Annotated in this window: 21 protein-coding genes and 4 tRNA genes; 1 reads left to right on the top strand and 24 read right to left on the bottom strand. The window is 38.1% G+C overall.

Annotated elements, in window-relative coordinates; translation table 11 throughout:
* Positions 1 to 182: 182 nt before the first annotated feature.
* Positions 183 to 1,631, bottom strand: coding sequence for a DEAD/DEAH box helicase (locus JFU50_RS10145; protein WP_053348338.1), 1,449 nt, complete (start codon positions 1,629 to 1,631; stop codon positions 183 to 185).
* Between the two features lie 367 nt (positions 1,632 to 1,998).
* Between JFU50_RS10145 and JFU50_RS10140 the strand changes: the two genes are divergently transcribed.
* Positions 1,999 to 2,331 carry a heme oxygenase gene (locus JFU50_RS10140; protein ID WP_053348337.1) on the top strand — a complete coding sequence of 111 codons (333 nt, stop codon included), beginning with the start codon at positions 1,999 to 2,001 and terminating at the stop codon, positions 2,329 to 2,331.
* A gap of 207 nt (positions 2,332 to 2,538) precedes the next feature.
* Here JFU50_RS10140 and rlmN read toward each other — a convergent pair whose 3' ends face one another.
* The 23 genes from rlmN to ychF all read right to left on the bottom strand — a co-directional run bounded on the left by rlmN (position 2,539) and on the right by ychF (position 24,561).
* Complete coding sequence (gene rlmN / locus JFU50_RS10135; protein ID WP_201187729.1) at positions 2,539 to 3,606, bottom strand: 23S rRNA (adenine(2503)-C(2))-methyltransferase RlmN; 1,068 nt, start codon at positions 3,604 to 3,606, stop codon at positions 2,539 to 2,541.
* An 81-nt stretch (positions 3,607 to 3,687) separates the two neighbouring features.
* Entirely contained in the window at positions 3,688 to 4,167 is a 480-nt protein-coding gene (rlmH, locus tag JFU50_RS10130; RefSeq protein ID WP_056522008.1) for a 23S rRNA (pseudouridine(1915)-N(3))-methyltransferase RlmH, read from the bottom strand.
* Between the two features lie 745 nt (positions 4,168 to 4,912).
* A complete protein-coding gene (locus JFU50_RS10125) occupies positions 4,913 to 5,077 on the bottom strand; it encodes a CxxH/CxxC protein (protein WP_376182820.1) in 165 nt (54 codons plus the stop codon).
* A 171-nt stretch (positions 5,078 to 5,248) separates the two neighbouring features.
* Positions 5,249 to 6,472 (bottom strand): S1C family serine protease, encoded by a 1,224-nt coding sequence (locus JFU50_RS10120; RefSeq protein WP_201187731.1) that lies wholly within the window; start codon positions 6,470 to 6,472, stop codon positions 5,249 to 5,251.
* Between the two features lie 267 nt (positions 6,473 to 6,739).
* Entirely contained in the window at positions 6,740 to 7,534 is a 795-nt protein-coding gene (locus tag JFU50_RS10115) for an MBL fold metallo-hydrolase (protein ID WP_056522003.1), read from the bottom strand.
* Positions 7,535 to 7,540: 6 nt separating this feature from the next.
* Positions 7,541 to 8,338 carry a two-component system regulatory protein YycI gene (locus tag JFU50_RS10110; protein WP_201187733.1) on the bottom strand — a complete coding sequence of 266 codons (798 nt, stop codon included), beginning with the start codon at positions 8,336 to 8,338 and terminating at the stop codon, positions 7,541 to 7,543.
* Positions 8,325 to 9,656, bottom strand: coding sequence for a YycH family regulatory protein (locus tag JFU50_RS10105; RefSeq protein ID WP_201222492.1), 1,332 nt, complete (start codon positions 9,654 to 9,656; stop codon positions 8,325 to 8,327). Before JFU50_RS10105 ends, JFU50_RS10110 begins: the two co-directional genes overlap by 14 nt.
* Positions 9,653 to 11,488: a cell wall metabolism sensor histidine kinase WalK gene (walK, locus tag JFU50_RS10100; RefSeq protein WP_201222490.1), complete on the bottom strand. Its 1,836-nt coding sequence runs from the start codon at positions 11,486 to 11,488 to the stop codon at positions 9,653 to 9,655. Before walK ends, JFU50_RS10105 begins: the two co-directional genes overlap by 4 nt.
* A gap of 5 nt (positions 11,489 to 11,493) precedes the next feature.
* The gene (yycF, locus tag JFU50_RS10095) at positions 11,494 to 12,201 is read right to left on the bottom strand and encodes a response regulator YycF (RefSeq protein ID WP_034316131.1); all 708 of its coding nucleotides are present in this window, start codon (positions 12,199 to 12,201) and stop codon (positions 11,494 to 11,496) included.
* 284 nt (positions 12,202 to 12,485) lie between these two features.
* Positions 12,486 to 13,907: a M23 family metallopeptidase gene (locus JFU50_RS10090; protein ID WP_201222488.1), complete on the bottom strand. Its 1,422-nt coding sequence runs from the start codon at positions 13,905 to 13,907 to the stop codon at positions 12,486 to 12,488.
* Positions 13,908 to 14,319: 412 nt separating this feature from the next.
* Positions 14,320 to 14,392, bottom strand: a tRNA-Phe gene (locus JFU50_RS10085).
* A 42-nt stretch (positions 14,393 to 14,434) separates the two neighbouring features.
* Positions 14,435 to 14,510, bottom strand: a tRNA-Asp gene (locus JFU50_RS10080).
* A 23-nt stretch (positions 14,511 to 14,533) separates the two neighbouring features.
* Positions 14,534 to 14,605, bottom strand: a tRNA-Glu gene (locus JFU50_RS10075).
* A gap of 7 nt (positions 14,606 to 14,612) precedes the next feature.
* A tRNA-Lys gene (locus tag JFU50_RS10070) sits at positions 14,613 to 14,688 on the bottom strand.
* Between the two features lie 403 nt (positions 14,689 to 15,091).
* Positions 15,092 to 16,384, bottom strand: a complete 1,293-nt coding sequence (locus JFU50_RS10065; RefSeq protein WP_053348328.1) for an adenylosuccinate synthase — start codon at positions 16,382 to 16,384, stop codon at positions 15,092 to 15,094.
* Between the two features lie 509 nt (positions 16,385 to 16,893).
* Positions 16,894 to 18,258 (bottom strand): replicative DNA helicase, encoded by a 1,365-nt coding sequence (gene dnaB / locus JFU50_RS10060; protein ID WP_098177049.1) that lies wholly within the window; start codon positions 18,256 to 18,258, stop codon positions 16,894 to 16,896.
* A 150-nt stretch (positions 18,259 to 18,408) separates the two neighbouring features.
* Positions 18,409 to 18,858 (bottom strand): 50S ribosomal protein L9, encoded by a 450-nt coding sequence (gene rplI / locus JFU50_RS10055; RefSeq protein WP_098177048.1) that lies wholly within the window; start codon positions 18,856 to 18,858, stop codon positions 18,409 to 18,411.
* Positions 18,855 to 20,825, bottom strand: a complete 1,971-nt coding sequence (locus JFU50_RS10050; protein WP_056521986.1) for a DHH family phosphoesterase — start codon at positions 20,823 to 20,825, stop codon at positions 18,855 to 18,857. The genes rplI and JFU50_RS10050 overlap by 4 nt, the downstream gene beginning before the upstream one ends.
* Before the next feature lie 35 nt (positions 20,826 to 20,860).
* Entirely contained in the window at positions 20,861 to 21,802 is a 942-nt protein-coding gene (locus tag JFU50_RS10045) for a YybS family protein (protein WP_201187741.1), read from the bottom strand.
* A gap of 278 nt (positions 21,803 to 22,080) precedes the next feature.
* Positions 22,081 to 22,320, bottom strand: coding sequence for a 30S ribosomal protein S18 (rpsR, locus tag JFU50_RS10040; protein WP_053348323.1), 240 nt, complete (start codon positions 22,318 to 22,320; stop codon positions 22,081 to 22,083).
* A 47-nt stretch (positions 22,321 to 22,367) separates the two neighbouring features.
* Positions 22,368 to 22,898: a single-stranded DNA-binding protein gene (ssb, locus tag JFU50_RS10035; RefSeq protein ID WP_201187743.1), complete on the bottom strand. Its 531-nt coding sequence runs from the start codon at positions 22,896 to 22,898 to the stop codon at positions 22,368 to 22,370.
* A gap of 69 nt (positions 22,899 to 22,967) precedes the next feature.
* Positions 22,968 to 23,252: a 30S ribosomal protein S6 gene (gene rpsF / locus JFU50_RS10030; RefSeq protein ID WP_056521977.1), complete on the bottom strand. Its 285-nt coding sequence runs from the start codon at positions 23,250 to 23,252 to the stop codon at positions 22,968 to 22,970.
* 208 nt (positions 23,253 to 23,460) lie between these two features.
* Positions 23,461 to 24,561: a redox-regulated ATPase YchF gene (ychF, locus tag JFU50_RS10025; protein WP_201187745.1), complete on the bottom strand. Its 1,101-nt coding sequence runs from the start codon at positions 24,559 to 24,561 to the stop codon at positions 23,461 to 23,463.
* Between the last annotated feature and the right edge of the window lie 111 nt (positions 24,562 to 24,672).

Here is a 24,672-nt window from a genome sequence, read left to right as displayed (position 1 = left end):
AGCCTTTGTATAATGAAAGATGTTAGACATCCCTTAAATGAAGTTACTTTTCTAGCATGTGATTGCCCTATCTACCGCTATATAACGGAGTAAAAATTTCTCATAAATAATCAATAACAAAAATAAAGAAGCGGCAAAGACCAATCATTCATCTTTACCGCTTCTTTATTTATCATTCCCTTTTAGTTCTTAAAGGCCTCTGAAACCTTTAAAAGCTTGCCTTTGACTTTCGTATTTTTCATCACTTTCAAAACAAGAGGTCCCTTTTCATTCAATATTTCCACATAGGAAACATTGTCCTGAATGGTGATAATTCCAATATCTTCGGCTTTAACACCATCAATTTTCGCAATTGTACCCACGAAATCAACGGCTCTGATTTTCTTTTTCTTACCGCCATTAAAATATAGCTTCATGATTTGTTTATTCAATTGTTCACTTTTATCTTTTTTTATTTTGGGACGAGCCTCTAGTTTCGCTTCAAAATCATTCATCTTATTCGAGACATCTTCTTCTGATGGAGGAGAGATTTTAGGGATGTCAAATCCGATATAGCTTTGAATCTCTTTAAGGAACTTATCTTCGTACGGTGTCACGAAAGTAATAGCTTTCCCTTTTTTACCAGCTCGACCTGTTCTTCCAGTTCGATGTACATAGCTTTCTTTTTCTAGTGGAAGATCATAATTAATAACATGAGTAATATTATCAATGTCAATTCCCCTTGCAGCTACATCTGTAGCAACTAAATAGCGGAATTCACCTCTTCTGTACTCGTTCATCACAGCAAGACGATCTTCTTGAAGCATACCTCCATGAATCATATCGCAAGGATAATCTAAATCCATTAACTTTTCACAGACTTCGTCCACCCGATCTTTCGTCCGACAAAAAATGATGCAGCTATCAGGATTCTCAGTGATTGTAACGTCTTTAAGCAAGGAAAACTTATCATCTTCCTTCACTTCGATTAGGGCATGTTCAATCTTTTCAGTCGTTATGCCCGTTGCCTTAATCTCAATATCTAAAGGATCGTTCATATATTTTTGACAAAGTTTCTTTATACTCTCTGGTAAAGTAGCAGAAAACAACATGGTAACTCGGTTTTTTGGAAGCTCTTTAATAATGGCTTCCACTTGTTCGATGAACCCCATATTTAACATTTCATCCGCCTCATCAATAACCAAATGTGTTAAGCGCTCCAAAACAAACGTACCTTTTTCAATATGATCGAGTACTCGTCCTGGCGTTCCTACAACTACATGACTTTTTTGTTTAAGTTCTGCTTTTTGTAGAGCAAATGGAGATTTTCCATAAACCGCTGTTGCTTTAATTCGTTTAAATCTACCTATATTCGTAATATCCTCTTTCACCTGTACAGCAAGCTCTCGCGTAGGTGTTAAAATAAGTGCCTGCGGCTTATTCTCCTGCCAATCAACCATATCGCAGATCGGAATGCCAAATGCTGCTGTCTTACCACTCCCTGTTTGCGACTTCACGACAAGATCCTTTCTTTTCAATGCAACAGGAATCACTTCACGTTGAACTTCCGTTGGTTGCTGATAACCCAGACTCTCCAATGCCCTTACAATTTCATCACTTAATGTATAATCAGTAAAACTTAATTCAGTCATATAATAGCCTCTTTTGTTGTTTATTATCTTACTTTATTGTTTCCACAATCGTTATTTCCTTATACTGATTTCTATTATACGCGATATGAAGTGATAAACCTCGTAATAACCAAACTACTAGATGCTTTTTTCATGTGATCTATTCTTCTATTTTTAAAAGACATGTCTTTTAAAAAATAATAAAATGAAGCTCCTTTACCTATTTTTTAGTGAAAGGTTGCCTTCCGAAAAATTTATTTCTTTCAAACTTCTTTAACCTTGCTTTGATTAATCAAAATATCCTGCTTATATGCTAAAATATGTATGATACAAGAGAGTTAAAAAAAGGTAAAAACCATTAAATTCTATCTAAAAGGAGCGTTGATTTATGATAATCGTAACGAATAGAATTAGAGTTAAAAAAGGGATGGGTGCAGTTATGGCCCCAGGATTTACTGCACCAGGCCCACTTGATACAACAGAAGGCTTCGTAAAAGTAGAAGTATTATTAACACAAAACTTAACAGATCATGATGAACTAAACGTAAATATGTACTGGGAAAACCTTGATAACTTTACTGCTTGGAGAAATAGTGATGCGTTTAAAGCTGCACATAAACGACCTGAACCTAGTTCCGATGAAGCAAAAAAAGAATCACCTATTCTAGGCAGTGAACTTACTACTTATGAAGTTGCCTCAGTAAAAGAAATAGCTAAATAGGAAACTTCAAAAAGAGTTTTATACGAAATTCGTCCGTTGGAGGTATTATTTCGACCGTGGCCAGGAATAATTCGACCTTCAAAGAGATTATTCGTCCGTCGACACAATTAAATCGACCTTCCATCATTTAATAAATCAGAAAAAACAGTATGTGTTCAATAACATACTGTTTTTTCTGTTGGATTTTGGCTTTTATTCATCAAATTATTATTGAACTTCAGCCTTTTTAATTTGTTTACTTCTTAACTGTCCGCAGGCCGCATCAATATCCGTTCCATGTTCTTGGCGGATTTTACAATTTACGCCTCTCTTTTTCAACGTATCATAAAACGAGAGAACTGACTCTTTCTCACTTCTTTGATATTGACTATGTTCATCTACAGGATTATATGGAATTAAGTTAACATAAAGCCGATGTTTTTTGTCATCAAGAAGATTGGCAAGTTGCTCGGCTTCTTCTTGATGATCATTTACATCTTTCAATAGGATATACTCAATAGTAATTCTTCTGTTTGTTTTTTCTAAATAATAATCAAGCGATTTCATTAATTTTTCTATTGGAATACCTCGGTTTATTTTCATTATCCGGGTTCTAAGTTCATTATTCGGTGCATGCAATGATATTGCCAGGTTTACCTGTAATTGAGTATCTGTGAATTCATAAATCTTGTTGGCAAGTCCACTAGTCGATACAGTGATACGCCTTGCAGCGATAGCAAGCCCTTTATGGTCCATAATTACCTTTAAAAAGTCTATCATATTTTCAAAGTTGTCAAACGGCTCGCCAATTCCCATTACAACTACATGACTAACAATGTCTTCTTGTTCCAATTTATCTAGATGCAGTTGAACGTTCATAATCTGTTCTACAATTTCCCCACTAGATAAATCACGACTTTTGGCTAATAGACCACTTGCACAGAAACTGCAACCAATATTACATCCTACCTGTGTGGTGACACAAACCGAAATCCCGTATTTATGCCTCATCATAACCGTTTCGATGAGGTTTCCATCCTGTAATTTAAACAAGAACTTAATCGTTCCATCCGCTGACTCTTGCTTAACATGCTCAGTTAAAGTTTGGATGAAAAAGTTATCTTTCAGTAATTGAATGCACTCTTTATTTACATCTGTCATTTCAGAGAAATCTGTTACGCGCTTCCTATAAAGCCACTCCCAGACTTGTGAAGCTCTAAACTTTTTATGACCATGTTCCAAAAGCCACGCTGTCAATTGATCGAATGTTAAACCATAAATGGACTCTTTATTCATACGTTACCCTCTTTTCATAACATTAAAATTTAATTCTACAACTCCAAAAACCTTATAAGCAATTCCTCTGAATTGGCAAATTTATTTATGATACGGTTCATTTCTATTTATTCTAAACGCTCGATATATTTGCTCCAACAGAACCAACTTCATTAGCTGATGCGGAAAGGTCATTTTAGAAAAGGAAAGTGCATAATCACTTCTTGAAATCACCTCTGAGCTAAGCCCCAGAGAACCACCAATAATAAAAGCAATTTTGCTTTTTCCATAAGTAGCTAGCTGGTCAATATGAGATGCTAGCTGCTCAGAGGTGAGCTGTTTTCCATTGATTTCAAGTGTAATAACGTAGGTGTCTTGGCTGATTTTAGCTAAGATTCGCTCACCTTCCTTTTGTTTTACAATGTCCATATCCGCTGCACTAAGGTTCTCCGGGGCTTTTTCATCTGGTACTTCAATAAGTTCTATATTAGCATAGGCACTTAAACGTTTTGTATATTCAGCAATTCCTTGCTTTAAGTATTTTTCTTTTAGCTTGCCAACAGTAATAATCGTTATTTTCATATATATCCTCTAACTTTCATTATGTTTTAGTATCATTTGTTGGATTTGCCTACCTATTATCATACCTTAGAGGGACCTATAAGCAAAACAAGCATATCCTTTCCAGTTTTGGATAAGTCCATTACATTTATAACCACTATAAATAATGATTCAACTATCATCTTTATATTAAAAAGCCGCTTCCTCCTTAAAAAAGTGGCAACGGCTTCCTTCATTCATAAGTGAATAATGTACATTTGTTTCTTTTCTAGAATAACTCAAGAGTAATGTAACCAAAAGTAGAACCAACAAAAAATGAAAATAAAAAACCAAACCTATTGAACTAGAATGCCTTAATATAACAGTAATCCAGTCATCATTATTCCAATAATGACTATTATTGATGCTTTATATAATTTTGTCCCTGATAAACTATGAAATTCCTTCATAATATAATCCCATTAAATCTTGATATGAATTTTATCGACAAATTTTGTATAAAACTAAGGTTGCCTAGATAGGCAGAGCTGATTACTTTAATAAGAATTCGCTACCCTAACTTTATTTTGCGACCTTAATACTCTTTTTTTTGTTCTAATGACCTTTATCTCATATAAAGCACCAACGGCTTAAATATACGGCAATTCCATGCTCTAGTTTCTACTTTATAAAATGTTAAGAACATGTTAAGAACAGGTTACAAACATGTTATCCACAAAAGTTATCCACATATCCACATTTTCTATCCACATCTTGTATGAGAATATTAGTTCCCTACTAGATATATTGCCACGTTTCGACAATATTCACAGGTTGTTGATAACTGTTTTTCTTCAGAAATGAATGTTAAAACAGGGTAGGTTTCACACTCATATACCACTTCATCCAACGCCATATCTACGTGTTCCTGACAGCAATATAATTCCATCATACATCCTCCTCTTCTTTATTCAGTTTTACTAATAATGATGTACCTATTTATCCACACTTTGATTGGTATCTTTATCTTTTAGCAAATATCCACAAGTAATCGTATCAAAAAACAAGAAAATCGCAAGCAAAATAAAAGACAGGAAGTAGTCGCTCCCTGTCCTTTTTTTCTTTAGATTTCGCTGTTTGAAAGCGTGACTTCCGTGGTTTCTTTCTTTCCATCACGGTAATAGATAATTTTAACCTTATCACCGATTTTCTTATCATTGTAAAGATACTTTCTTAATTCTACTACGTCATGGATTTCTTCATTATCCATTCCAACGATGACGTCAAATTCTGCTAGACCTGCTTTATCTGCTGGAGAGTTACTTTGAACACCTGTTATTGCCACACCTGCAGTAACCTTCTTAGGCAATTTCAATGTATTTTGTTGATGATATTGCGAAATTTCTTCTACAGATGCTAAATTCACACCTAAGAAAGCACGTTTAACTTCACCAAATTCCTCGATATCATTAATAATTGGAATAACCGAATCAATCGGAATGGAAAGTCCGATTCCTTCCACTGCATTTTCTGCTATCTTCATCGAATTGATTCCGATGACCTGCCCGGACATATTAACAAGTGCCCCTCCACTGTTTCCTGGGTTAATCGCCGCATCTGTTTGAATAACCTCTGCATTCCAATCCACCTGTCCGTCTTCATTGATATCCACTTCAATTGTACGTTCCAAACCGGAAATGATCCCTTGTGTAATGGATCCAGAGAATTGAAGACCTAGCGGATTACCAATGGCAATGACAGGCTCTCCAGGTTTCAATTTTCCAGATTTCCCGAACTCGGCAATGGTCTTAATTTTATCTCCATCTACTACAATGACGGCAAGGTCTGTCCATGGGTCGCTACCTTGTAGTTCAGCTGGTAATTTAGTTCCATCACTTAACGTGACTTCCAATTCATTTGCGCCTTCAATGACGTGATTGTTTGTAACAATATAGGCTTTACCGCCATCTTTCTTATAAACGACACCAGAACCAGTACCCGCTTCAGCAGAACTGCTCTCGTTTCTTCCCTGCTGGCCCCAGAAGGTTGTTTCCTGAATATTTGTGATGCCGACTACCGCGTCGCTGGCCTTATCAACAGCATCAGTGACGGCACTTGTCACATCTACAGACAGGCTTTGCTGTGTCTGCTTCATCGATTCACTATCAGTTGATTTCTCTGTTGTATTTTCGCTGCTTTCGTTAACCAACAGTCCACTTCCCGGAAAAGCTAATAAAATAAGTAATGCCCCAATGATGGCGCCTCCCAAGCCTGAAAGAAAATAGCTCGTATGGCTCCCCTTTCTCTTTTTGTTTTGGTTCTCATCATTCTGATCATAATAACCCAAGACAGCTCCATCCTCTCATTTTAGGAATGAATTATAGCAACTACTATTGTTTGGTATCCTCCCTTAATTATACTCATTTAACCGAATTTTTCTAAAAAAATGTACGCCCTTATTTAAGGGTAAACTTAAAATTGAATAATATGTAGCAACTTTTCTATTTTCCTATACAGTTCTAACCAAACGATACCCCTTTTAATCCGGTTAGTAACTTATATATTTTATAAATAAAAAGGAATGAACAAGGTTTCCCTCATCCATTCCCTTTATTTATAACGTTACAAGCTCTGTCGGTTTTTTCGGATCCGTATCATACAGAGAAAATTGTTCACCGACGATGATTCCTTTTGTCTTTAAAGTTTGTTCTACCGACATTCTTGCTAGGTCCTTCATATTGTTATCAAGGCTCAAGTGGGCCAGGTAAATCCGCTTTGTCTTATCTCCGGCCACTTCACTCATGGCAAGAGCAGCGTCTTCATTACAAACATGTCCAACATCACTTAAAATTCTGCGCTTAATGCTCCACGGATATTTTCCCATCCTCAACATAGATACATCATGATTACTTTCAAATACATAAGCATCAGCATTCGAGATAATACCTTTCATCCGATCACTTACGTATCCTGTATCAGTAATAACCACAAGCTTCTTATCTTCATGATGAAACACGTAAAACATTGGTTCTGCAGCATCATGCGATACACCAAAGGATTCTATATTAAGACTGCCGAACGTTTTGACTTGTTCCATTTCAAATGTGAATTTTTGTTCGACAGAAATTTCACCGATTGAACGCTCCATGGCACTCCATGTCTTTGCATTCGCATATATCGGGAGTTTATGTTTTCTAGCAACCACGCCAAGACCTTTAATATGGTCACTGTGTTCATGGGTAACAAGGATTCCGGATAGCTTCGACATATCACGGCCTATATCCTGAAACAACGCTTCTAAGGCTTTACCGCTTAAACCGGCATCGACAAGAAAAGATTGATCCTCCGTTTCCACGAAAAAGGCATTTCCTGTACTCCCGCTTGCGAGAACACTAAAATGCATAGTCATCTATACTCACTCCAGTATTTTTTCTTCTGTATTTAATTCAATGACCTCTCCATCAAAAGCATTCACAAATAGATCCGTTTCGTCATCCAAGACCACCCACCATGTTGGCACAAGTAAATGTGACACAGATGTCGTCTGCAGGGAATTATAAAAACCTAGTTGTACATTAGTCACTTTGCTTTTAGGATCAATATCACCATGATTATATAAAGCTCCAATAGCATTTAGGGCAGATTCCAACTCTTTTGGTTTGTTGAACTTCTCTATTCCCTCTAAATACATCTGTTCATAGGAGACAACTTCCCCCTTCTTGTTCAGATATAAAGTGACCTTTCCCTTACTATTATTATAAAACATCTTTTTGTCTGCTACTTGATAGCAGATAATGGTCTGGTTGATCTCGTCATAGCTCCAAAAACGATAATCATTACCATTCAAGATATACTCCTTCAAGAATATCTCAACATCGGCAGCCTGAATTTTATCATTCATACTTACCGGCGTTTTAAATGTACCGACAAGGTTCTTATCGTCTATAATTTTCGCTTTTTGATTTTTCAGGTACTGTAAATCTTTCTTCTCGAAATTTTTACTATTAGCAATCAAGAATTGATCCTTCACCTTTTGTTTTGGAAGTGGAACGGCTATTGTAATCTCATCTTCTTTTAAAAGTTCTTCCGTTGTGGACTCTGTGATATTTTCGTATGTGTAGTCATTTATTTTCTCCAAAAATTGATAAAGCAAAAAAATGTTCAAAATGAAGAAAACCATAATGAAAATTGACTTTGTATTATTCCAATCCACTTTGATCGCCTCCCGAGTCTTCATCAAAAGGCACAATAAACCATTTATCGCCGATACGATAATACCAAGTGGGTTCAAGTGTAACAAGAGTGACAAGCTTGGAATCTAACGACTTATGCAGCTTATAACCAACCGAGATGTCCTCCACACTCTTGAAATCAATACTTTCCTTAGATTTCAACTGATTCAGTACTTCCCTGCCACTTTGTAAAGTGGCTACCGATCCTTCTGAAGGAAGTACAGAAGCAAGTGAAAAGTAGGGACGCTCATAGCTATAAATTTCTTCTTTCCCCCAAATTTGTTCGATTTCGGTCATTCCATATTCATTGAAGGCCGGATATCCATTTACGAATAGGCGGAATACCACACGTTGCTCATTCTCCGACATATAAGCAAAGCGGTAATTGCTATCTTCCCAGCCGGCATGATCATTAATAAAATCAATGCTTTTTCCCAAAAGGTCACTGGAACTGCCCTTGCGCTTTTGTGCCGGATTAATATAGGAAATTATATAATTCTCTTTATTGATCGTCATCAGTCTTGTACCATCCGTGTATTCCTCACCGACTGAAACTGATTCCTGTCGTACATACTTGGGATAATTAAATAACGCATCTTTCAGATTTCCAATATCAAAGTAGTCAATATAATATTGAAATCTGTTAATCTTTATAGAATTTTCCGGAACAAACAGTGTCCTTTTACTGTTTATGGTTTGGGCTGTGTATTCAGGATATTTTTTGTGTGAATCATTATAAAAATCATCCATGAAATCTTTAAGTCTTTTAGAACTGACCATGCTTTGATAGATTTTCTCTTGTTCATAAGAGACAAAATAAACCGCAGATTCATTACCACTGATATCTTTTTGTTTAATGATGATGCGATCAAAAGAAAAGCTAGGCAATTCCTTATCCGAAATATCCAATACCGTTTTATAGAGAGAGATTGGAACATCATCGGAAAATTCGATTTCCATCGATCCCTCTTCATGAACAAAATCATCAAATTTCCTTTGAAGCCTTTTCATGGATAACTCTTTTACGCCGGTAAAACTCCATTGAGAAAATTCTTTCTCCATTTTATCTATTTCTACAGGATCGGAGGTTTGAAAATGTTGACCATTGCTGTGAAAAAGGATACTAACCGGTTTAATGACATCACTGACAATCTGCACATCACTTTTAATCCTTATAAGATCATCTGATTGGTCAAACTGATCATATTCAGGCTCGTACGTCCAAATACTCCAAGTCAAAAAAATACTAGTCCCAACTAAAATAATCAGTATTATACTTTTCGCACGTTCAAAATTCATGACCAATCATCCTCTTCTTCCTGTTCGTAAGGAAGTGTAAAGAACACCGTAGTTCCTTTTCCATCCACACTTTCCGCCCAAATTTTCCCGCCATGCGCCACGACCATTTCTTTCGCAATCGCTAAACCAAGTCCAGTCCCACCAAGGTTTCGTGACCTTGCTTTATCCACACGGTAAAATCGGTCAAATATTTTATCGATGACATTTTTCGGAATTCCCACTCCTTGATCAGTAATACTGACAACGATAAAGCTTTCAGCTGCCCTGACACGGAAGGTCACTTGACCACCTTCAGGAGAGTACTTTAATGAGTTGGATATTACATTATAGAGAACCTGGGTGATTTTATCTTCATCAATATCCACAAAATAAGCATCCTTAGGCAGATCACGCTTAAATGTGATATCATCATTTTTCGTCATTTCAAATCGATCGATAATATGGTCATAGAATTTATTGAAATTCACCCAGCCCGTTTTAAGCCGATAGTCTTTACTGTCCATTTTTGAAAGCTGTAACAGGTCATTTACAAGCCTGATCATTCGCTCTGTTTCATTTTGCGTGACACTTAAAAAGGCAGGAGCGATCTCCTCTTCCTTCCAAGCCCCATCCGCCAATGCCTCCAGGTAGCTCCTCATCGTTGTAAGCGGTGTTCTTAGCTCATGCGACACGTTGGCAACAAATTCCCTACGCTCACCCTCAATTTTCTCTTGCTCTGTGATATCATGCAAAACAGTGATCAATCCATTAACGAATCCCGTTTCCTTTTGAATAACTGAAAAGTTACCCCTCAAAATGAACGGCCTATCCTTTTTGCTGTAATCAAGGATTACGGACTCCCGTTCTTCCAGTAAATCCTCAAATTTATATTCTTCTTCAAGACCCAAAACCTCAATGATAGGTTGGTTCATGACGGTTTCATGTGAGACATTCAGTAATCGTGCAGCCGGTTCATTAATCAAGTTCACTCTACCGCGTCTATCAGTTGAAATAACACCGTCTGTCATATTGGTGAGGACAGATGAAAGTTTACGTCGTTCTCCCTCTGTGCTAGATTGCGATTCTTGAAGCTTTTTAGTCAAATTATTGAAAGTAACAGCAAGCTGACCTATTTCGTCATCGCCATATACTCTAACTTTTCTAGAGAAATTCCCTTTCGCCATCACCAATGCCTGTTTTCTCATATCCGACATGGGCCGAGTGATAGTCCGTGCCAGCAGAATTCCTAAGATAGCCGTAATGACCAGGGCAATAGCCGTACCCGTCATAAAGATACTATTGATTTCATCCATCTGTTCAAAGACGTTCTCCATCTCAGCTATGACATAGACAGCTCCAATGACCTCACCTTTTGCTTCAATGGGTGTCGAAAGAACCCAGACCCGTCTGCTGCCTGTTTTCGGATCCCGGTACACTTCACTATCTTCTTTCCCATAAATCAACGTATTCTTTATAAGGACCTGTGTCGTTTTCTTCCCTACGATTTCCTGGTTACCCGGGGCGGAGGTTCCAATTACCCGTCTGCTGCGTGTGTCGATAACACGTACTTCCGAAATATCGTTCGATGAATTATCGCGATCCTTCAGTATCGTATTAATCGCTTCTTCGAGGGTTGGGTCTTCCTCTCCCCTCTCTTTTTCCATTTCTTCGCCAATACTGTAGGTAAGCAGGTTAACGTGGCCTTTTATCGATTTCGTGAAGTTCCCGACAAGATTTTCTTCCAATTCCCCAACAAAATATACCCCGATTATTTGCATCGCTACGAAGATAAGCAACACATAAATCAGAACAAATTTAAAATGAATTGAGCGAAAAAAACCAACCTTTTTCATAAGAACTACTCCTGTTCAGGGTTACGCAGGTAATAACCGACCCCTCTTCTAGTTACAATCCAACCAGGATGGCTTGGATTATCTTCAATCTTCTCACGAAGACGTCTTACCGTTACATCGACTGTCCGTACATCTCCAAAGTAATCATATCCCCAAACGGTTTGTAATAAGTGCTCCCTTGTCATAACCTGGCCGATATGCTTTGCTAAATAATGGAGCAATTCGAATTCGCGATGAGTTAATTCAATCGTATCGCCACGCTTAGAAACGACATAGGCATCAGGATGGATAGTAAGAGTGCCTATTGTAATTTCCTTCGGTTCATTTTCTTGATCCGGAACCGGGACAGCTTGCTGGCGTCTTAAGTTCGCCTTAACACGGGCGATTATTTCCCGGGTACTAAATGGCTTTGTCACATAGTCATCTGCACCAAGCTCTAACCCTAATACTTTATCTATCTCAGAATCCTTAGCCGTTAACATGATGATTGGCGTTTCATATTTCTTTCTTACTTCTCTACAAACTTCCATCCCATCACGCTGTGGTAGCATTATATCAAGCAAAATCAAATCAGGCTGCCGTTCTTCTACCATTTTAAGAGCTTCGTTGCCATCATAAGCACAAAAAACCTCATAACCCTCTTTTTTCAAATTGAATTGTAAAATATCCGCGATTGGCTTTTCATCATCGACTACCAAAATTTTCTTATCCATGTACTTATCTCCTTTTTAATAACTAAACTAAATCTATTAAAAACCTTGTCCTTATCCGGGACCTTTTTTCATATTTTCCTACTGATTACACCGACCTATCATCTTAGTCCAACAAAGTTCACTATATATACCCTATTAAAAGGTCTAAACACCTAAATGTAAGCAAATTGTATCTATTATACTTTATCATTTTACAGGCATTAAATCACCTTTTTCCTATTATTCTCATCTATGTATGTAGCAGAAGAAGAAGTCTTCGAATATTTTTCGAAGACTTCTCTCAATTACTGACTTATATAATTTAGCGGATTTGCAAGAGACCCGTTTTTATATACTTCAAAATGAAGGTGGACACCGGTGGAATGGCCTGTTGAGCCCATCATCCCAATTTTCATTCCTTTTCCAACCTTTTGTCCTGCTTTTACATCTATTGAATCTAAATGGGCATACAACGTTTTAAATCCATTATTATGATTGATTATTATTTTATTACCATAACCTCCGGAATCTCCTGCGAATTCGACTATTCCATGATCGGCTGCCGTGATGGTCCTTGTTGTTGGTCGGGCAATATCTATTCCTTTATGTAGTTTCCCCCAGCGCTGGCCCTGCTTACTGGAAATATAGCCCCCGTCTGCAGGCCACGAATAGGTCCCGCTTCCGTTTGAAGGAATGACCTTTGTTCCTTTTCTAGTGATCTCTGTGATCGCTTTTTCCGTAACTTCTTTTTTTACGATAGTTTCACTGATTTTTTTACCATTTGTTTCTTCAACTGTATAGGTGAATGCCTGAACGCCATCGTTACCCTCTTGTTCAATAACGAGCTCGTCCTTCAGAAGATCATCATCCTTTTTTACTTTCTTTTCAAAAGGAATCCCCTCTTCTTTCAAAACTTCTCTTTCTACCATTACGTTCACATAGGGTGTAGCTTGGGTCACATAGACGCTCTCACCTGCTTTAAGCCCATTACCCTTATTAAGGTCCGGGTTTAGCTCCAACAGCTGAATTAGGTCCATATCATGATTATTAGCAACCTCTTCAAGTTCCTCATCTTCCTTTACCACATAGATAGCCTTTTCTTCTTTTCCTTCTTCTATCATGGAAAGGGTCTTGTTAACCGTCATAATCTTTTCAGGATCAACCGCGGTTTCATTAAACGTAATTGGATGCGAAAATTCGATATTTAGAATTCTGCTTCCTGGTTTTTTTAACGTTTCAACCGTATCCGATTCACTTTCTCTCTTGCTGGATTCATATTCAGCGTATTCTTCCTCATCTACATATAATAAGGTGATGTTTCTCACAACTTCCTCAGCATCTTCCTTAGAAGGAACATAAGCGACCACCTGATTATCAATGTTAATCTCATACGCGTCTGCCTTTACATCCAACTGATCGTCAATCTCCTTTAAGACTTGGTCCTCTTTTACTTCTTCACTAAATACTTCCTCGCCCACAAATGCTAACTGCGTCTCACTATCAAATGTATAGTCAGGATAATCCGCCTCTGCTTCTGCAATTTTATCCGCTACAATCTTTTCTATTTCCGCTTCATCCGTTACACTTCCCACGAATTCATTGTTGAGATAAACATGCTGAATGGTTTTAATTTCCGATACACCTGCTGCTGTTGCTCGATTTCCTGCAAGCAATAGCATTACGGATATCACGAACAGAAAGATTCCTTTATTTTTTGAGATAAACATATATTGTCCTCCTTAAACGGCCCAGTCACCAATTAAGAAACTAATCAAATTTATATGAGATATATTAGTTCAATTTCAATATTTCAATATTTACGCGTACATGACTAATTTCTATAACCATTTTTTCACTCATAACTCTATCATAATAATAAAAAAATCAAGAAATAGACTTCATAATGTAATAGAACTGTATAAATGGTGACAACAAGTACCAATAAATATGTTTTTAGAAAAGGTATCTTTCGAAATAAAAAAGGAGGTAGACGTAAGCCTGATAAGGAATAGCGAACCATTTATATAAATGGTTAAAATTGGATTGTTACAAATCAATAACAATCTATTAACAGGATTTAACCCGTTTGTAAATTAATATATAACAAAAAAAGCGCCCGAAAGGCGCTTTTCAAAAGGATGGCTCAGGACGGAATCGAACCGCCGACACAAGGATTTTCAGTCCTTTGCTCTACCGACTGAGCTACTGAGCCAAATATTCTATTTCAAATGAAAAAATCATGTAAAAAATAAAATGGCGGTCCCGACGGGAATCGAACCCGCGATCTCCTGCGTGACAGGCAGGCATGTTAACCGCTACACCACGGGACCAGCATATAAATTATATAAAGAAGTGACCCATACGGGATTCGAACCCGTGTTACCGCCGTGAAAGGGCGGTGTCTTAACCGCTTGACCAATGGGCCGGAAAAATGGTGAGCCATGAAGGATTCGAACCTTCGACCCTCTGATTAAAAGTCAGATGCTCTACCAACTGAGCTAATGGCTCGTTCTAATAAATTTTCGCCACATAATTTCCGGATTTTCCGTTTACCTTCTGCAAGATGTAAACTCCGCTACTCGCGCTACTCGTGGAAGCTTTGCTTGTTGCTCTACCGTGTTATTGGCTTGTTCTATTGTGACGACGCTTTTGATAATATCATAGTTTTTATTGTTTATGCAATAGTTTTTTAAAATAAAATTTATTTTATTTTATATTTTTTCCTTTTCACTACTGTTTTAAATAAAATTTACCCTTTAAAAACATCATTTCCTTGTTAGTATCTCAGTACATATTGTTTAATCATAATTGTACAAACTGACATACTAGCCACTTGTAAACCTTACACCACCAAGGAGTAGTTTTAAATAAAAAAGGAGCTGGCAAAAAAGCCAGCTCCTTTTTTCATGAATTACGCTAGACGCCAAGGGCTTCTTACGATGTTTGTTTGGTTACGGTCAGGACCGACAGAGAAAGTAGTCAAAGGAATGCCTACTAATTGAGATACGCGCTCTACATAGTGACGAGCGTTCTCTGGTAGTTCATCCAATGATTTGCATCCCGTGATGTCTTCTGGCCAGCCTGGCAGCTCTTCATAGACTGGTGTACATTCGCCAATCGCTTTCAAAGTCGCTGGAACCTCATGAATGATTTCGCCTTTGTATTCATAAGCCACACAAATTTTGACCGTATCAAGACCTGATAACACGTCAATTGAGTTTAAAGATAAATCGGTAATCCCGCTAACACGGCGTGCATGGCGAACAACAACAGCGTCAAACCAGCCGACACGGCGCGGTCTGCCTGTAGTAGTACCATATTCACGGCCTACTTCACGGATTTGATGACCGATTTCATCATGTAATTCTGTAGGGAAAGGACCATCACCCACACGGCTTGTATATGCTTTACATACTCCAACCACATGGTTAATTTTCGTAGGTCCAACACCTGAACCAATCGTTACGCCGCCTGCAACTGGGTTAGATGAAGTAACAAATGGGTATGTTCCTTGATCGATATCAAGCATAACCCCTTGAGCCCCTTCAAATAATACGCGTTTTCCTTCATCAAGTGCGTCATTCAATACAACGGATGTATCGCAAACATATTTCTGCACTTGTTGTCCGTACTCATAGTATTCTTCTAAGATATCTTCGATTTTAAAACCTTCTGTTTCATAAAAACGTTCAAACATGCGGTTTTTTTCGACAAGATTTTGGGACAATTTTTCTTCAAAAATTTCACGGTCCAAAAGATCTGCCATACGGATGCCGTTACGAGCAGCTTTGTCCATATAAGCAGGGCCGATTCCTTTTTTCGTCGTACCAATTTTATTAGCACCTTTACGATCTTCTTCAACTTCATCCAATTTAATATGGTAAGGAAGAATGACATGTGCACGGTTAGAGATACGAAGATTATCCGTGCTCACTCCGTGACTATGTAAATATGCAAGCTCTTCTACAAGCGCTTTTGGATCAACTACCATTCCATTTCCAATAACACAAATTTTATCACTATAAAAAATCCCTGACGGAATTAAATGCAGTTTATAAGTAACACCGTTAAATTTAATCGTATGCCCTGCATTATTCCCACCTTGATAACGAGCAATGGCTTCCGCATTCTGGGATAGAAAATCTGTTATTTTACCTTTACCTTCGTCTCCCCATTGTGTACCGACTACTACAACTGATGACATCTGAATAAAGCACCTCCAAAGGATCACGTAATACCGGTTATTAACCGGTTCTTATCAAACAAACCTATTTTATCAATAATTCAAAGAGGAAGTCAATACAAAATCCGAACATTATATAAATTAATAAATAATTCGTTCGTAAATATGCATTTTACCTACTTTCCTACAGTGTAAATATAAGGTATTAACCTTCTGTAGCGTTTTTCATACTGATAATTCTGAAAAATAAAAAGATTATCACTTGGTAATAATTGGATTATATTCTCACCTTTTTGCTGATAGGGAATGAAGCAACTAAGATGAAAATAGCGTTTTTAAGGTATTTATAGCGGCTTTCTTTTTCTCATTTCGATTTAGATTATTCTCTTCAATATTTCAATATCATATATTTTACCCATGGAAATCCTTTATTATTTACGGTGGCTTTTCTTTTTTATCATTTTCTCCATAAAAACGGCCCGCCACTTCAAAAGTGGCGGGCCGTTTTCTATGAATAACATTAAATCTATTTAAGCCCCGGGAGACATCGAGTCATCATCGAAGCGCCGTTCCAGGTTAACGAATTTATTGTATTCTTTAACGAATGCAAGCGAAACCGTCCCAACAGGGCCATTACGCTGTTTGGCAATAATGATTTCGATAATATTTTTATTCTCAGATTCTTTATCATAATAATCATCACGATATAAGAATGCCACGATATCAGCATCTTGCTCAATACTCCCTGATTCCCGGATATCTGACATCATGGGGCGCTTGTCTTGGCGCTGCTCCACTCCACGGGAGAGCTGGGAAAGGGCGATAACAGGTACTTCTAGTTCACGAGCAAGCGCTTTGAGTGAACGAGAAATTTCCGATACTTCTTGCTGACGATTGTCGCCTGAACGGCCATCTCCTTGAATCAATTGAAGGTAATCAATCAATATCATGCCAAGTCCATGTTCCTGCTTCAAACGACGGCATTTTGAACGAATTTCACCAATCCGGACTCCTGGCGTATCATCAATATAAATACCGGCATTCGACAAGCTTCCCATCGCCATTGTTAGCTTGCGCCAGTCCTCATCTGTTAAGGATCCTGTCCGCAAATTTTGAGCGTTAATGTTTCCTTCCGCGCAAAGCATACGCATAACAAGCTGCTCGGCACCCATCTCAAGACTAAAAATCGCAACGTTCTCTTCTGTTTTCGTTGCAACATTTTGAGCGATGTTCAAAGCAAAAGCGGTCTTACCAACAGAGGGACGAGCACCCACGATAATAAGGTCATTACGTTGAAAACCAGCTGTCATTCGGTCCAGTTCAGCAAATCCGGTCGGAATTCCTGTGACATCACCTTTACGGGTGGTCAATACCTCGATATTATCGTAAGTCCGTACTAATACATCCTTAATATTTTGAAAGGACCCGGAATTTTTCCGCTGGGCTACTTCCATGATCGTTTTTTCTGCTTCCCCGAGCAGCTCCTCGACCTCATCCTCGCGGCTGTATCCTTCCTGAGCAATATTCGTTGCTGTCCTGATCAATCGACGTAGTAACGACTTCTCTTCTACGATGCGGGCATAATATTCAATATTAGCTGCGGTAGGTACCGACCCGGCCAATTCACTTAAATATGAAACGCCACCCACTTCTTCAAGGTTCTTTGCAGCGGCTAGTTCTTCAGTCACCGTAATCAAATCGACAGCTTTTCCTTCGTCATTCAACTTAATCATCACATTAAAGATTTTTTGATGCGAGCTTCTGTAGAAATCCTCTGGAATCAAAACTTCCGATGTAACAGTTAGTGAAGAAGGCTCTAGAAAAATGGCCCCTAGCACAGCTTGTTCTGCTTCTATATTTTGAGGGGGAACTCTATCTTGAAATTGTTCTATCAAATCTTAAAACCTCCCATTCTAAGAGGATACTTTTTGCTTATTTATATGTTTCTAGTTAAAAAGAAAAAAGTGAAAGGACAACATGCCCAATCACATTTTTTTCGTCTATCTCTATTTTATCAATTTTTCACAGATATGAAACCACTAAAATTAGTTAATTTCTTTCACTTGCACTGTGAGTGTTGCTGTAACCTCAGGATGCAGCTTTACAGGGAGCTTCGTATGTCCTAAAGAACGAATTCCGTCAGCAAGCTCCATTTTACGTTTATCAATCTTAATGCCATGTTTTTTCTGAAGCTCTGAGGCAATTTGTTTCGTCGTGATAGAACCGAATAAACGCCCGCCTTCCCCAGCTTTAGCGGATAATTCAACAGTTAACTTCTCCAATTGTACTTTCAGTTCTTCTGCATGTTGAAGTTCTTCGGCAGCAAGCGATTCTTCTTTATTCTTCTGCGCTTCCAAAGTTTTCACATTTGTATTATTTGCTTCTACAGCCAATCCTTGTTTAATCAGGAAATTATGTGCATAACCATCTGCAACATTTTTGACTTCCCCTTTTTTTCCTTTACCTTTAACATCTTTTAGAAATATAACTCTCATTCTTTTTGTCCCCCTTCTAAATAATCATCAATTGCTGCTTTTAATCGACTTTCGGCTTCTTCAATGGAACATGCCTGTTGAGTAGCGGCATTTGTTAAATGTCCGCCTCCATTCAACATTTCCATTATCACCTGGACATTGATATCACCGAGAGAACGTGCACTTATGCCAACTGTATCATCAGATCTCTTAGCCATTACAAAGGAAGCGACAACGCCGTCCATGGTCAAAAGCGTGTCGGCTGCCTGAGCAATGAGCACCTGATTATGGACCTGATCAGTTTTTGCCGAAGCAATTGCAATACCCTTTTTATAGAAGACAACCTCTTCAATCAGCTTCGACCGTTTAATATAGGTGTCTACGTCTTCCTTTAAGAATTTCTGAACAAGTACCGTATCTGCTCCATGAGCCCTTAAATAAGAGGCTGCATCGAATGTTCGTGAACCAGTTCTTAAAGTAAAACTTTTCGTATCGACAATAATCCCGGCAAGCAGTGCCGTAGACTCAAGCATATCAATTTTGCTGCGTTTTGGCTGATATTCAAGCAATTCAGTTACAAGTTCAGCTGTTGAGGATGCATATGGCTCCATATAAACGAGCAATGAGTTTTTGATAAACTCCTCACCTCGGCGATGGTGGTCAATGACAACTACCTTATCAATCCTATTTAATAATCGCTCTTCAATCACCATTGAAGGTTTATGCGTATCAACTACAACGAGCAACGTTTCATCCGTAATCATTTCAAATGCTTCTTCGGGAGTTATAAACCGTGCATACAAATCCTCTTTATTTTTAATTTCTTCCATTAAACGAAGGACACTGCTATCAAGTTGCTGTGTGTTTATGACAATATATCCGTCACGTTCATTCATTTGAGCCACTTTTAAAATACCGATGGCTGAACCTATTGCATCCATATCCGGATTTTTATGGCCCATGACAATGACTTTATCGCTATCCAAGACTATATCCTTTAATGCATGCGAAATGACGCGTGCGCGGACCCTCGTGCGTTTTTCCATTGGATTGGTTTTACCACCATAAAATTTCACTTTTCCGTTTGCCTGCTTAATAGCAACTTGATCTCCGCCCCGTCCCAAAGCTAGATCTAAGCTAGACTGGGCAAGTGATCCCAATTCCGGTAAGGAAGATACAGCCGAGCCAACCCCAATGCTCAAGGTAAGTGGTACATTTTGCTTGGCTGTCGTTTCCCTAATTTCATCTAAAATAGTGAATTTACCCTTTTCAAGTTGATGAAGGATATGTTCATTAAACACAGCGATAAACCGTTCCGAGGAAACCCGTTTAAAGAAAACGCCATTATCCCTTGCCCATTTATCAAGAAGTGAGGTAACCAAACTGTTTATACTACTTTTACGCTGATCATCCATTCCCTGCGTCAAATCATCATAATTATCAAGCAGAATAATGGCGATTGCTGTCCGCTCATCTTCATATAATTTTTCAATTTCAACTTGCTCTGTTACATCAAAAAAGTAAAGAAGTCGTTCCTCACGCTTATGGACCACTTTAAATTTCCGGTCATGGAGTGTAAGCGTCTCTGTCTCAATCTCTTGCTTAATTAACGGTACAATCGAATCAGCGACATCGTAGAGAGATCTTCCTGCCAATGAATCTTCACTAAAACATGAAGCCAGAAATGGATTGGTCCATTCAATGTAAAAATCGTCATTAAAGAGCATAATCCCAATTGGCATTTCCAGTAACGCTTCTTCACCCACCTTCTTTAGACGGTAGGATAACGTTGTTATATATTCTTCTGTCTTACGCTGTTTTTTTTCTTCCACTTTTAATGTTAAATAAAATAAACCGGCAAGAATCAATAATCCAACAAGTGCAACAACCCAATTATAATAAGCCAGTACGCCCAAAAGTAACAAGCCTGCAGCCAGCACCCCATATAACGGGGACTTAATCGAGTACTCTTTCAAATAAGATGGCATAGTTTCAGCTCCTAAAAGCATCTGTTTTACAAGGACTATTCCTTTTTCTTGATTGTCTCCCTAAAAGGAAATCCTAAATCTATTATACCTAAAAATCGAATGATGGTTATGAAAATCGGATGTAAAAGCGAAGCAACCACGATTAAAATAAGTATAGCTTTAGTCCAAGACTTCACATGACTGATATAAAATACCAGCGAATATCCTTGTATCAAAATGAAAAACTGCAGGATAAAAAATAGGTTTGTTATGGCCATATATACAAAACTATTCTTGTCCGTATTCACAAAAAGAGCCAGAAGCATCGTAATTAAATAATACCATAAAAGGCTTTTCGGGAGTCGCAGATCTCGAAAATGTGGCCACTTTAAAGTTTTATCGCTGAACCTCTTCAAAATAGGATGGGCCGCAAAGAAAATCAGTAAAACCATGATGACAGAAGTGACAACGAACAAACTTGGCATAAGCGTGTTCAGCAAATCTATTGATTCATGCATTCTCTTTTCGATTCGCTCTGTCGGTGCCTGATCAAACGATTCCATGATCCCAACAGAAGAATCAATGGACTCCTCAAGCATGACCATCGATTTTTCTATGTAGTTTACATCTAATACCAATACCGTTGCCGCATATATTAATAATGTACCCCCTAGGAAAACAAGGACAGTGCTAATAAACATAGGTGCCATCGGTTTATCCTTTTTTAAAAAATAACCAATGGTAATACCCGTTGCCCCCATAAGTAAGGTCATCGGAACGGATAATATTGTTGAGATAAGTATCGACAATAATGAAGCAACAAATAAATACCCCAGAGCCCATGATATCTTTTGTTTGGTTGTCACCAGAATAAAAGGAATGGGTAAAAAGAAAAGAGTGAAGGTACCCACTATTGGGATATGAACTGTGATGAACAATAAAATGCAATATAGTGCCAAAAGGGCCCCGCCCTCAGCAATTCGTCTCCCGCTATTCATTTATTTTCACCCCCGTTTTTATAAAACTAAAAATAATGTCTCCAGTCTCCATCTTTATATTGTATCCGTTAAGCATAGGATATTTCAAACATCACAATCTTTTTTCATGATATAGAATTTTTTCTTTGGAAAGAGACTATTTTCGTTTATAAAAATCCTTTCAAAAAACAAAAAAAACCGCATTTTAGCGGATTTTTAATAAAAGGGCTATTTTTATACGTCACTCCTATTGCATAAAAAAAAGCACATTAAGGACTGCTCCTCAATGTGCCTATTAATTATTCACCAGATACGTATGGTAGTAATGCCATAGTACGTGAGCGTTTAATAGCAATCGTTAATTTACGTTGATATTTAGCGCTTGTGCCAGTTACACGACGTGGTAAAATTTTACCGCGTTCTGAGACGAATTTTTTAAGAAGATCTGTATCTTTGTAATCAATTTTAGTGATTCCGTTAGATGTGAAATAACAAACCTTTTTACGCTTACCGCGTCCTTTACGTCCACCCATTGCCATAATAAATTTCCCTCCCTGCTTGTTGAATTTTCATTTTAAACGGCTGTTTAAAACGGAAGATCATCATCTGAAATGTCGATTGTTTTACCGTCATTTGCAAATGGATCATCATCTACACGAGTGTAGTTGTTGTTGCTCCGTTGATTCTGATTAGGATTTTGTCCATACGAATTGTTGTCATTTCCGTTATTATTGTTGCTATAACTTTTTTGACCTCCACCGTAAGAACCGCCTTCATTTCTTTCACCCGCTGAACTGCTTCGTGGTTCAAGGAATTGAACGCTCTCAGCCAGAATCTCCGTCACATATACTCGTTTGCCGTCTTGTCCTTCATAATTACGTGTTTGGACACGTCCATCCACGCCAGCTAAACTGCCTTTTTTCAAGAAGTTAGCTACATTTTCTGCCGGTTTACGCCAAACTACACAGTTAATGAAATCTGCTTCACGTTCACCCGACTGATTCGTAAAACTACGGTTCACAGCCAAAGTAAAGGTAGCCACAGGAACTCCATTAGGTGTATATCGTAATTCAGGATCTTTAGTTAAGCGTCCTACCAAAACTACGCGATTCATCATCAGAATCAACCCCTAGGTTTCAAACTTGTTTCACGTGAAACAAGATTAGAATTTATATTAAATATCGGATTATACTTCTTCTCTAGTAGCCATGTGGCGAATAATGTCTTCACTGATTTTAGCAAGACGATCGAATTCTAGAATCGCAGCACTTTCAGCGTTAACTTTAAGAAGCATGTAGTAACCATCACGGAAATCATTGATTTCGTATGCAAGACGGCGTTTACCCCATTCTTTTGCTTCTACTTCCGCACCATTATCAGAAAGGATTGTGTTGAAACGTTCAACTAAAGCTTTTTTAGCTTCTTCCTCAATGTTTGGACGGATGATATACATAATTTCGTATTTTCTCATCACTGTCACCTCCTTTTGGTCTAAGCGGCCCAATTGGGCAAGGAGCAATTATTTATAATTACTCACAAGAAGAAATTATAGCATAGTTAAAGGGGCTTTGCAACGAACGGTTAGACATATTACAATTTATTGAAATCAAATGTTATAGACTTAAACTATACCGAGAAAAAAGACTCTACAGATTGGGTCTGTAGAGTCTCTCTATGCCTTATACGTTAAAACGGAAATGGATTACGTCGCCGTCGTTAACGATATATTCTTTACCTTCTAATCGTACTTTACCCGCGTCCTTTGCAGCGCTATGGCTTCCTGCTTCAAGTAGGTCATTATACGAAACGATTTCGGCACGGATGAAACCGCGTTCGAAGTCTGTGTGAATGACACCTGCACATTGAGGCGCTTTCATACCTTTACGGAACGTCCAAGCACGTACCTCCTGAACTCCAGCTGTAAAGTATGTTGCCAACCCGAGCAGGTTGTATGAAGCACGGATCAATTGATCAAGACCGGATTCCTCGATGCCGAGTTCAGATAGGAACATTTCCTTTTCTTCACCTTCAAGCTCCGCAATTTCTTCTTCAATTTTTGCACAAATTACGATAACTTCTGCGTTTTCTTTCGCAGCATATTCACGAACTTGTTGAACATATTCATTATCAGCAGCATTAGCCACTTCGTCCTCACTTACATTCGCTACATAAAGAGTCGGCTTCGCTGTAAGCAAGTGCATGCCCTTCACGATTTTTTGCTGTTCTTCAGTAAATTCAACTGAACGAGCTGGTTTTTCTTCTTCCAATGCTTCTTTCAAAGCGACAAGGATTTCATGCTCAGCCACTGCGCCTTTATCTTTCTGCTTGGCCATTTTTCCAACGCGGTCGATTCGTTTATCAACAGATTCCAAATCAGCAAGAATCAATTCAAGATTGATGACTTCAATATCATCTATTGGATTTACTTTTCCAGAAACGTGAGTAATGTTATCGTCAGAGAAGCAACGAACGACTTGACAAATTGCATCAACTTGACGAATATGAGAAAGGAATTTATTTCCAAGACCTTCCCCTTTACTAGCTCCTTTTACAATCCCGGCAATATCCGTGAATTCAAATGCTGTCGGAACTGTCTTTTTCGGCTGCACCAATTCAGTCAATTTTTGTAAACGATGATCAGGCACTTCTACAATCCCAACGTTTGGATCAATTGTACAAAAAGGATAGTTGGCAGATTCCGCACCTGCCTGAGTTATTGCATTAAATAAAGTGGATTTACCTACGTTAGGCAAACCAACTATACCAGCTGTTAAAGCCATTTATATTTCACTCCTTTAAGATAATTCGTACATATAGGAAAAAGACTGATCTTCTATAAAGACCATCCAATTACCTAAACCTTTCCCAATTATAGATTTCGCTTCCTAAAA

This window comes from Peribacillus sp. TH14 (assembly GCF_016651145.1).
GTDB classification, from domain to species: Bacteria; Bacillota; Bacilli; order Bacillales; family DSM-1321; genus Peribacillus; species Peribacillus butanolivorans.
Note: the sequence above shows the minus strand (reverse complement) of the source record. Positions and strands in the feature narration are given on the sequence as shown.

Coding starts and splice junctions, on each gene's coding strand:
- JFU50_RS10105 (WP_201222492.1), bottom strand. CDS start 9,656: ATGAATTTTGAACGTGCGAAAAGTATAATACTGATTATTTTAGTTGGG.
- JFU50_RS10115 (WP_056522003.1), bottom strand. CDS start 7,534: ATGACTATGCATTTTAGTGTTCTCGCAAGCGGGAGTACAGGAAATGCC.
- JFU50_RS10045 (WP_201187741.1), bottom strand. CDS start 21,802: ATGAATAGCGGGAGACGAATTGCTGAGGGCGGGGCCCTTTTGGCACTA.
- rpsR (WP_053348323.1), bottom strand. CDS start 22,320: ATGGCAATGGGTGGACGTAAAGGACGCGGTAAGCGTAAAAAGGTTTGT.
- rplI (WP_098177048.1), bottom strand. CDS start 18,858: ATGAGAGTTATATTTCTAAAAGATGTTAAAGGTAAAGGAAAAAAAGGG.
- ssb (WP_201187743.1), bottom strand. CDS start 22,898: ATGATGAATCGCGTAGTTTTGGTAGGACGCTTAACTAAAGATCCTGAA.
- ychF (WP_201187745.1), bottom strand. CDS start 24,561: ATGGCTTTAACAGCTGGTATAGTTGGTTTGCCTAACGTAGGTAAATCC.
- yycF (WP_034316131.1), bottom strand. CDS start 12,201: ATGGATAAGAAAATTTTGGTAGTCGATGATGAAAAGCCAATCGCGGAT.
- walK (WP_201222490.1), bottom strand. CDS start 11,488: ATGAAAAAGGTTGGTTTTTTTCGCTCAATTCATTTTAAATTTGTTCTG.
- JFU50_RS10050 (WP_056521986.1), bottom strand. CDS start 20,825: ATGCCATCTTATTTGAAAGAGTACTCGATTAAGTCCCCGTTATATGGG.
- rlmH (WP_056522008.1), bottom strand. CDS start 4,167: ATGAAAATAACGATTATTACTGTTGGCAAGCTAAAAGAAAAATACTTA.
- JFU50_RS10145 (WP_053348338.1), bottom strand. CDS start 1,631: ATGACTGAATTAAGTTTTACTGATTATACATTAAGTGATGAAATTGTA.
- rpsF (WP_056521977.1), bottom strand. CDS start 23,252: ATGAGAAAATACGAAATTATGTATATCATCCGTCCAAACATTGAGGAA.
- JFU50_RS10140 (WP_053348337.1), top strand. CDS start 1,999: ATGATAATCGTAACGAATAGAATTAGAGTTAAAAAAGGGATGGGTGCA.
- rlmN (WP_201187729.1), bottom strand. CDS start 3,606: ATGAATAAAGAGTCCATTTATGGTTTAACATTCGATCAATTGACAGCG.
- JFU50_RS10125 (WP_376182820.1), bottom strand. CDS start 5,077: ATGATGGAATTATATTGCTGTCAGGAACACGTAGATATGGCGTTGGAT.
- JFU50_RS10090 (WP_201222488.1), bottom strand. CDS start 13,907: ATGTTTATCTCAAAAAATAAAGGAATCTTTCTGTTCGTGATATCCGTA.
- JFU50_RS10065 (WP_053348328.1), bottom strand. CDS start 16,384: ATGTCATCAGTTGTAGTAGTCGGTACACAATGGGGAGACGAAGGTAAA.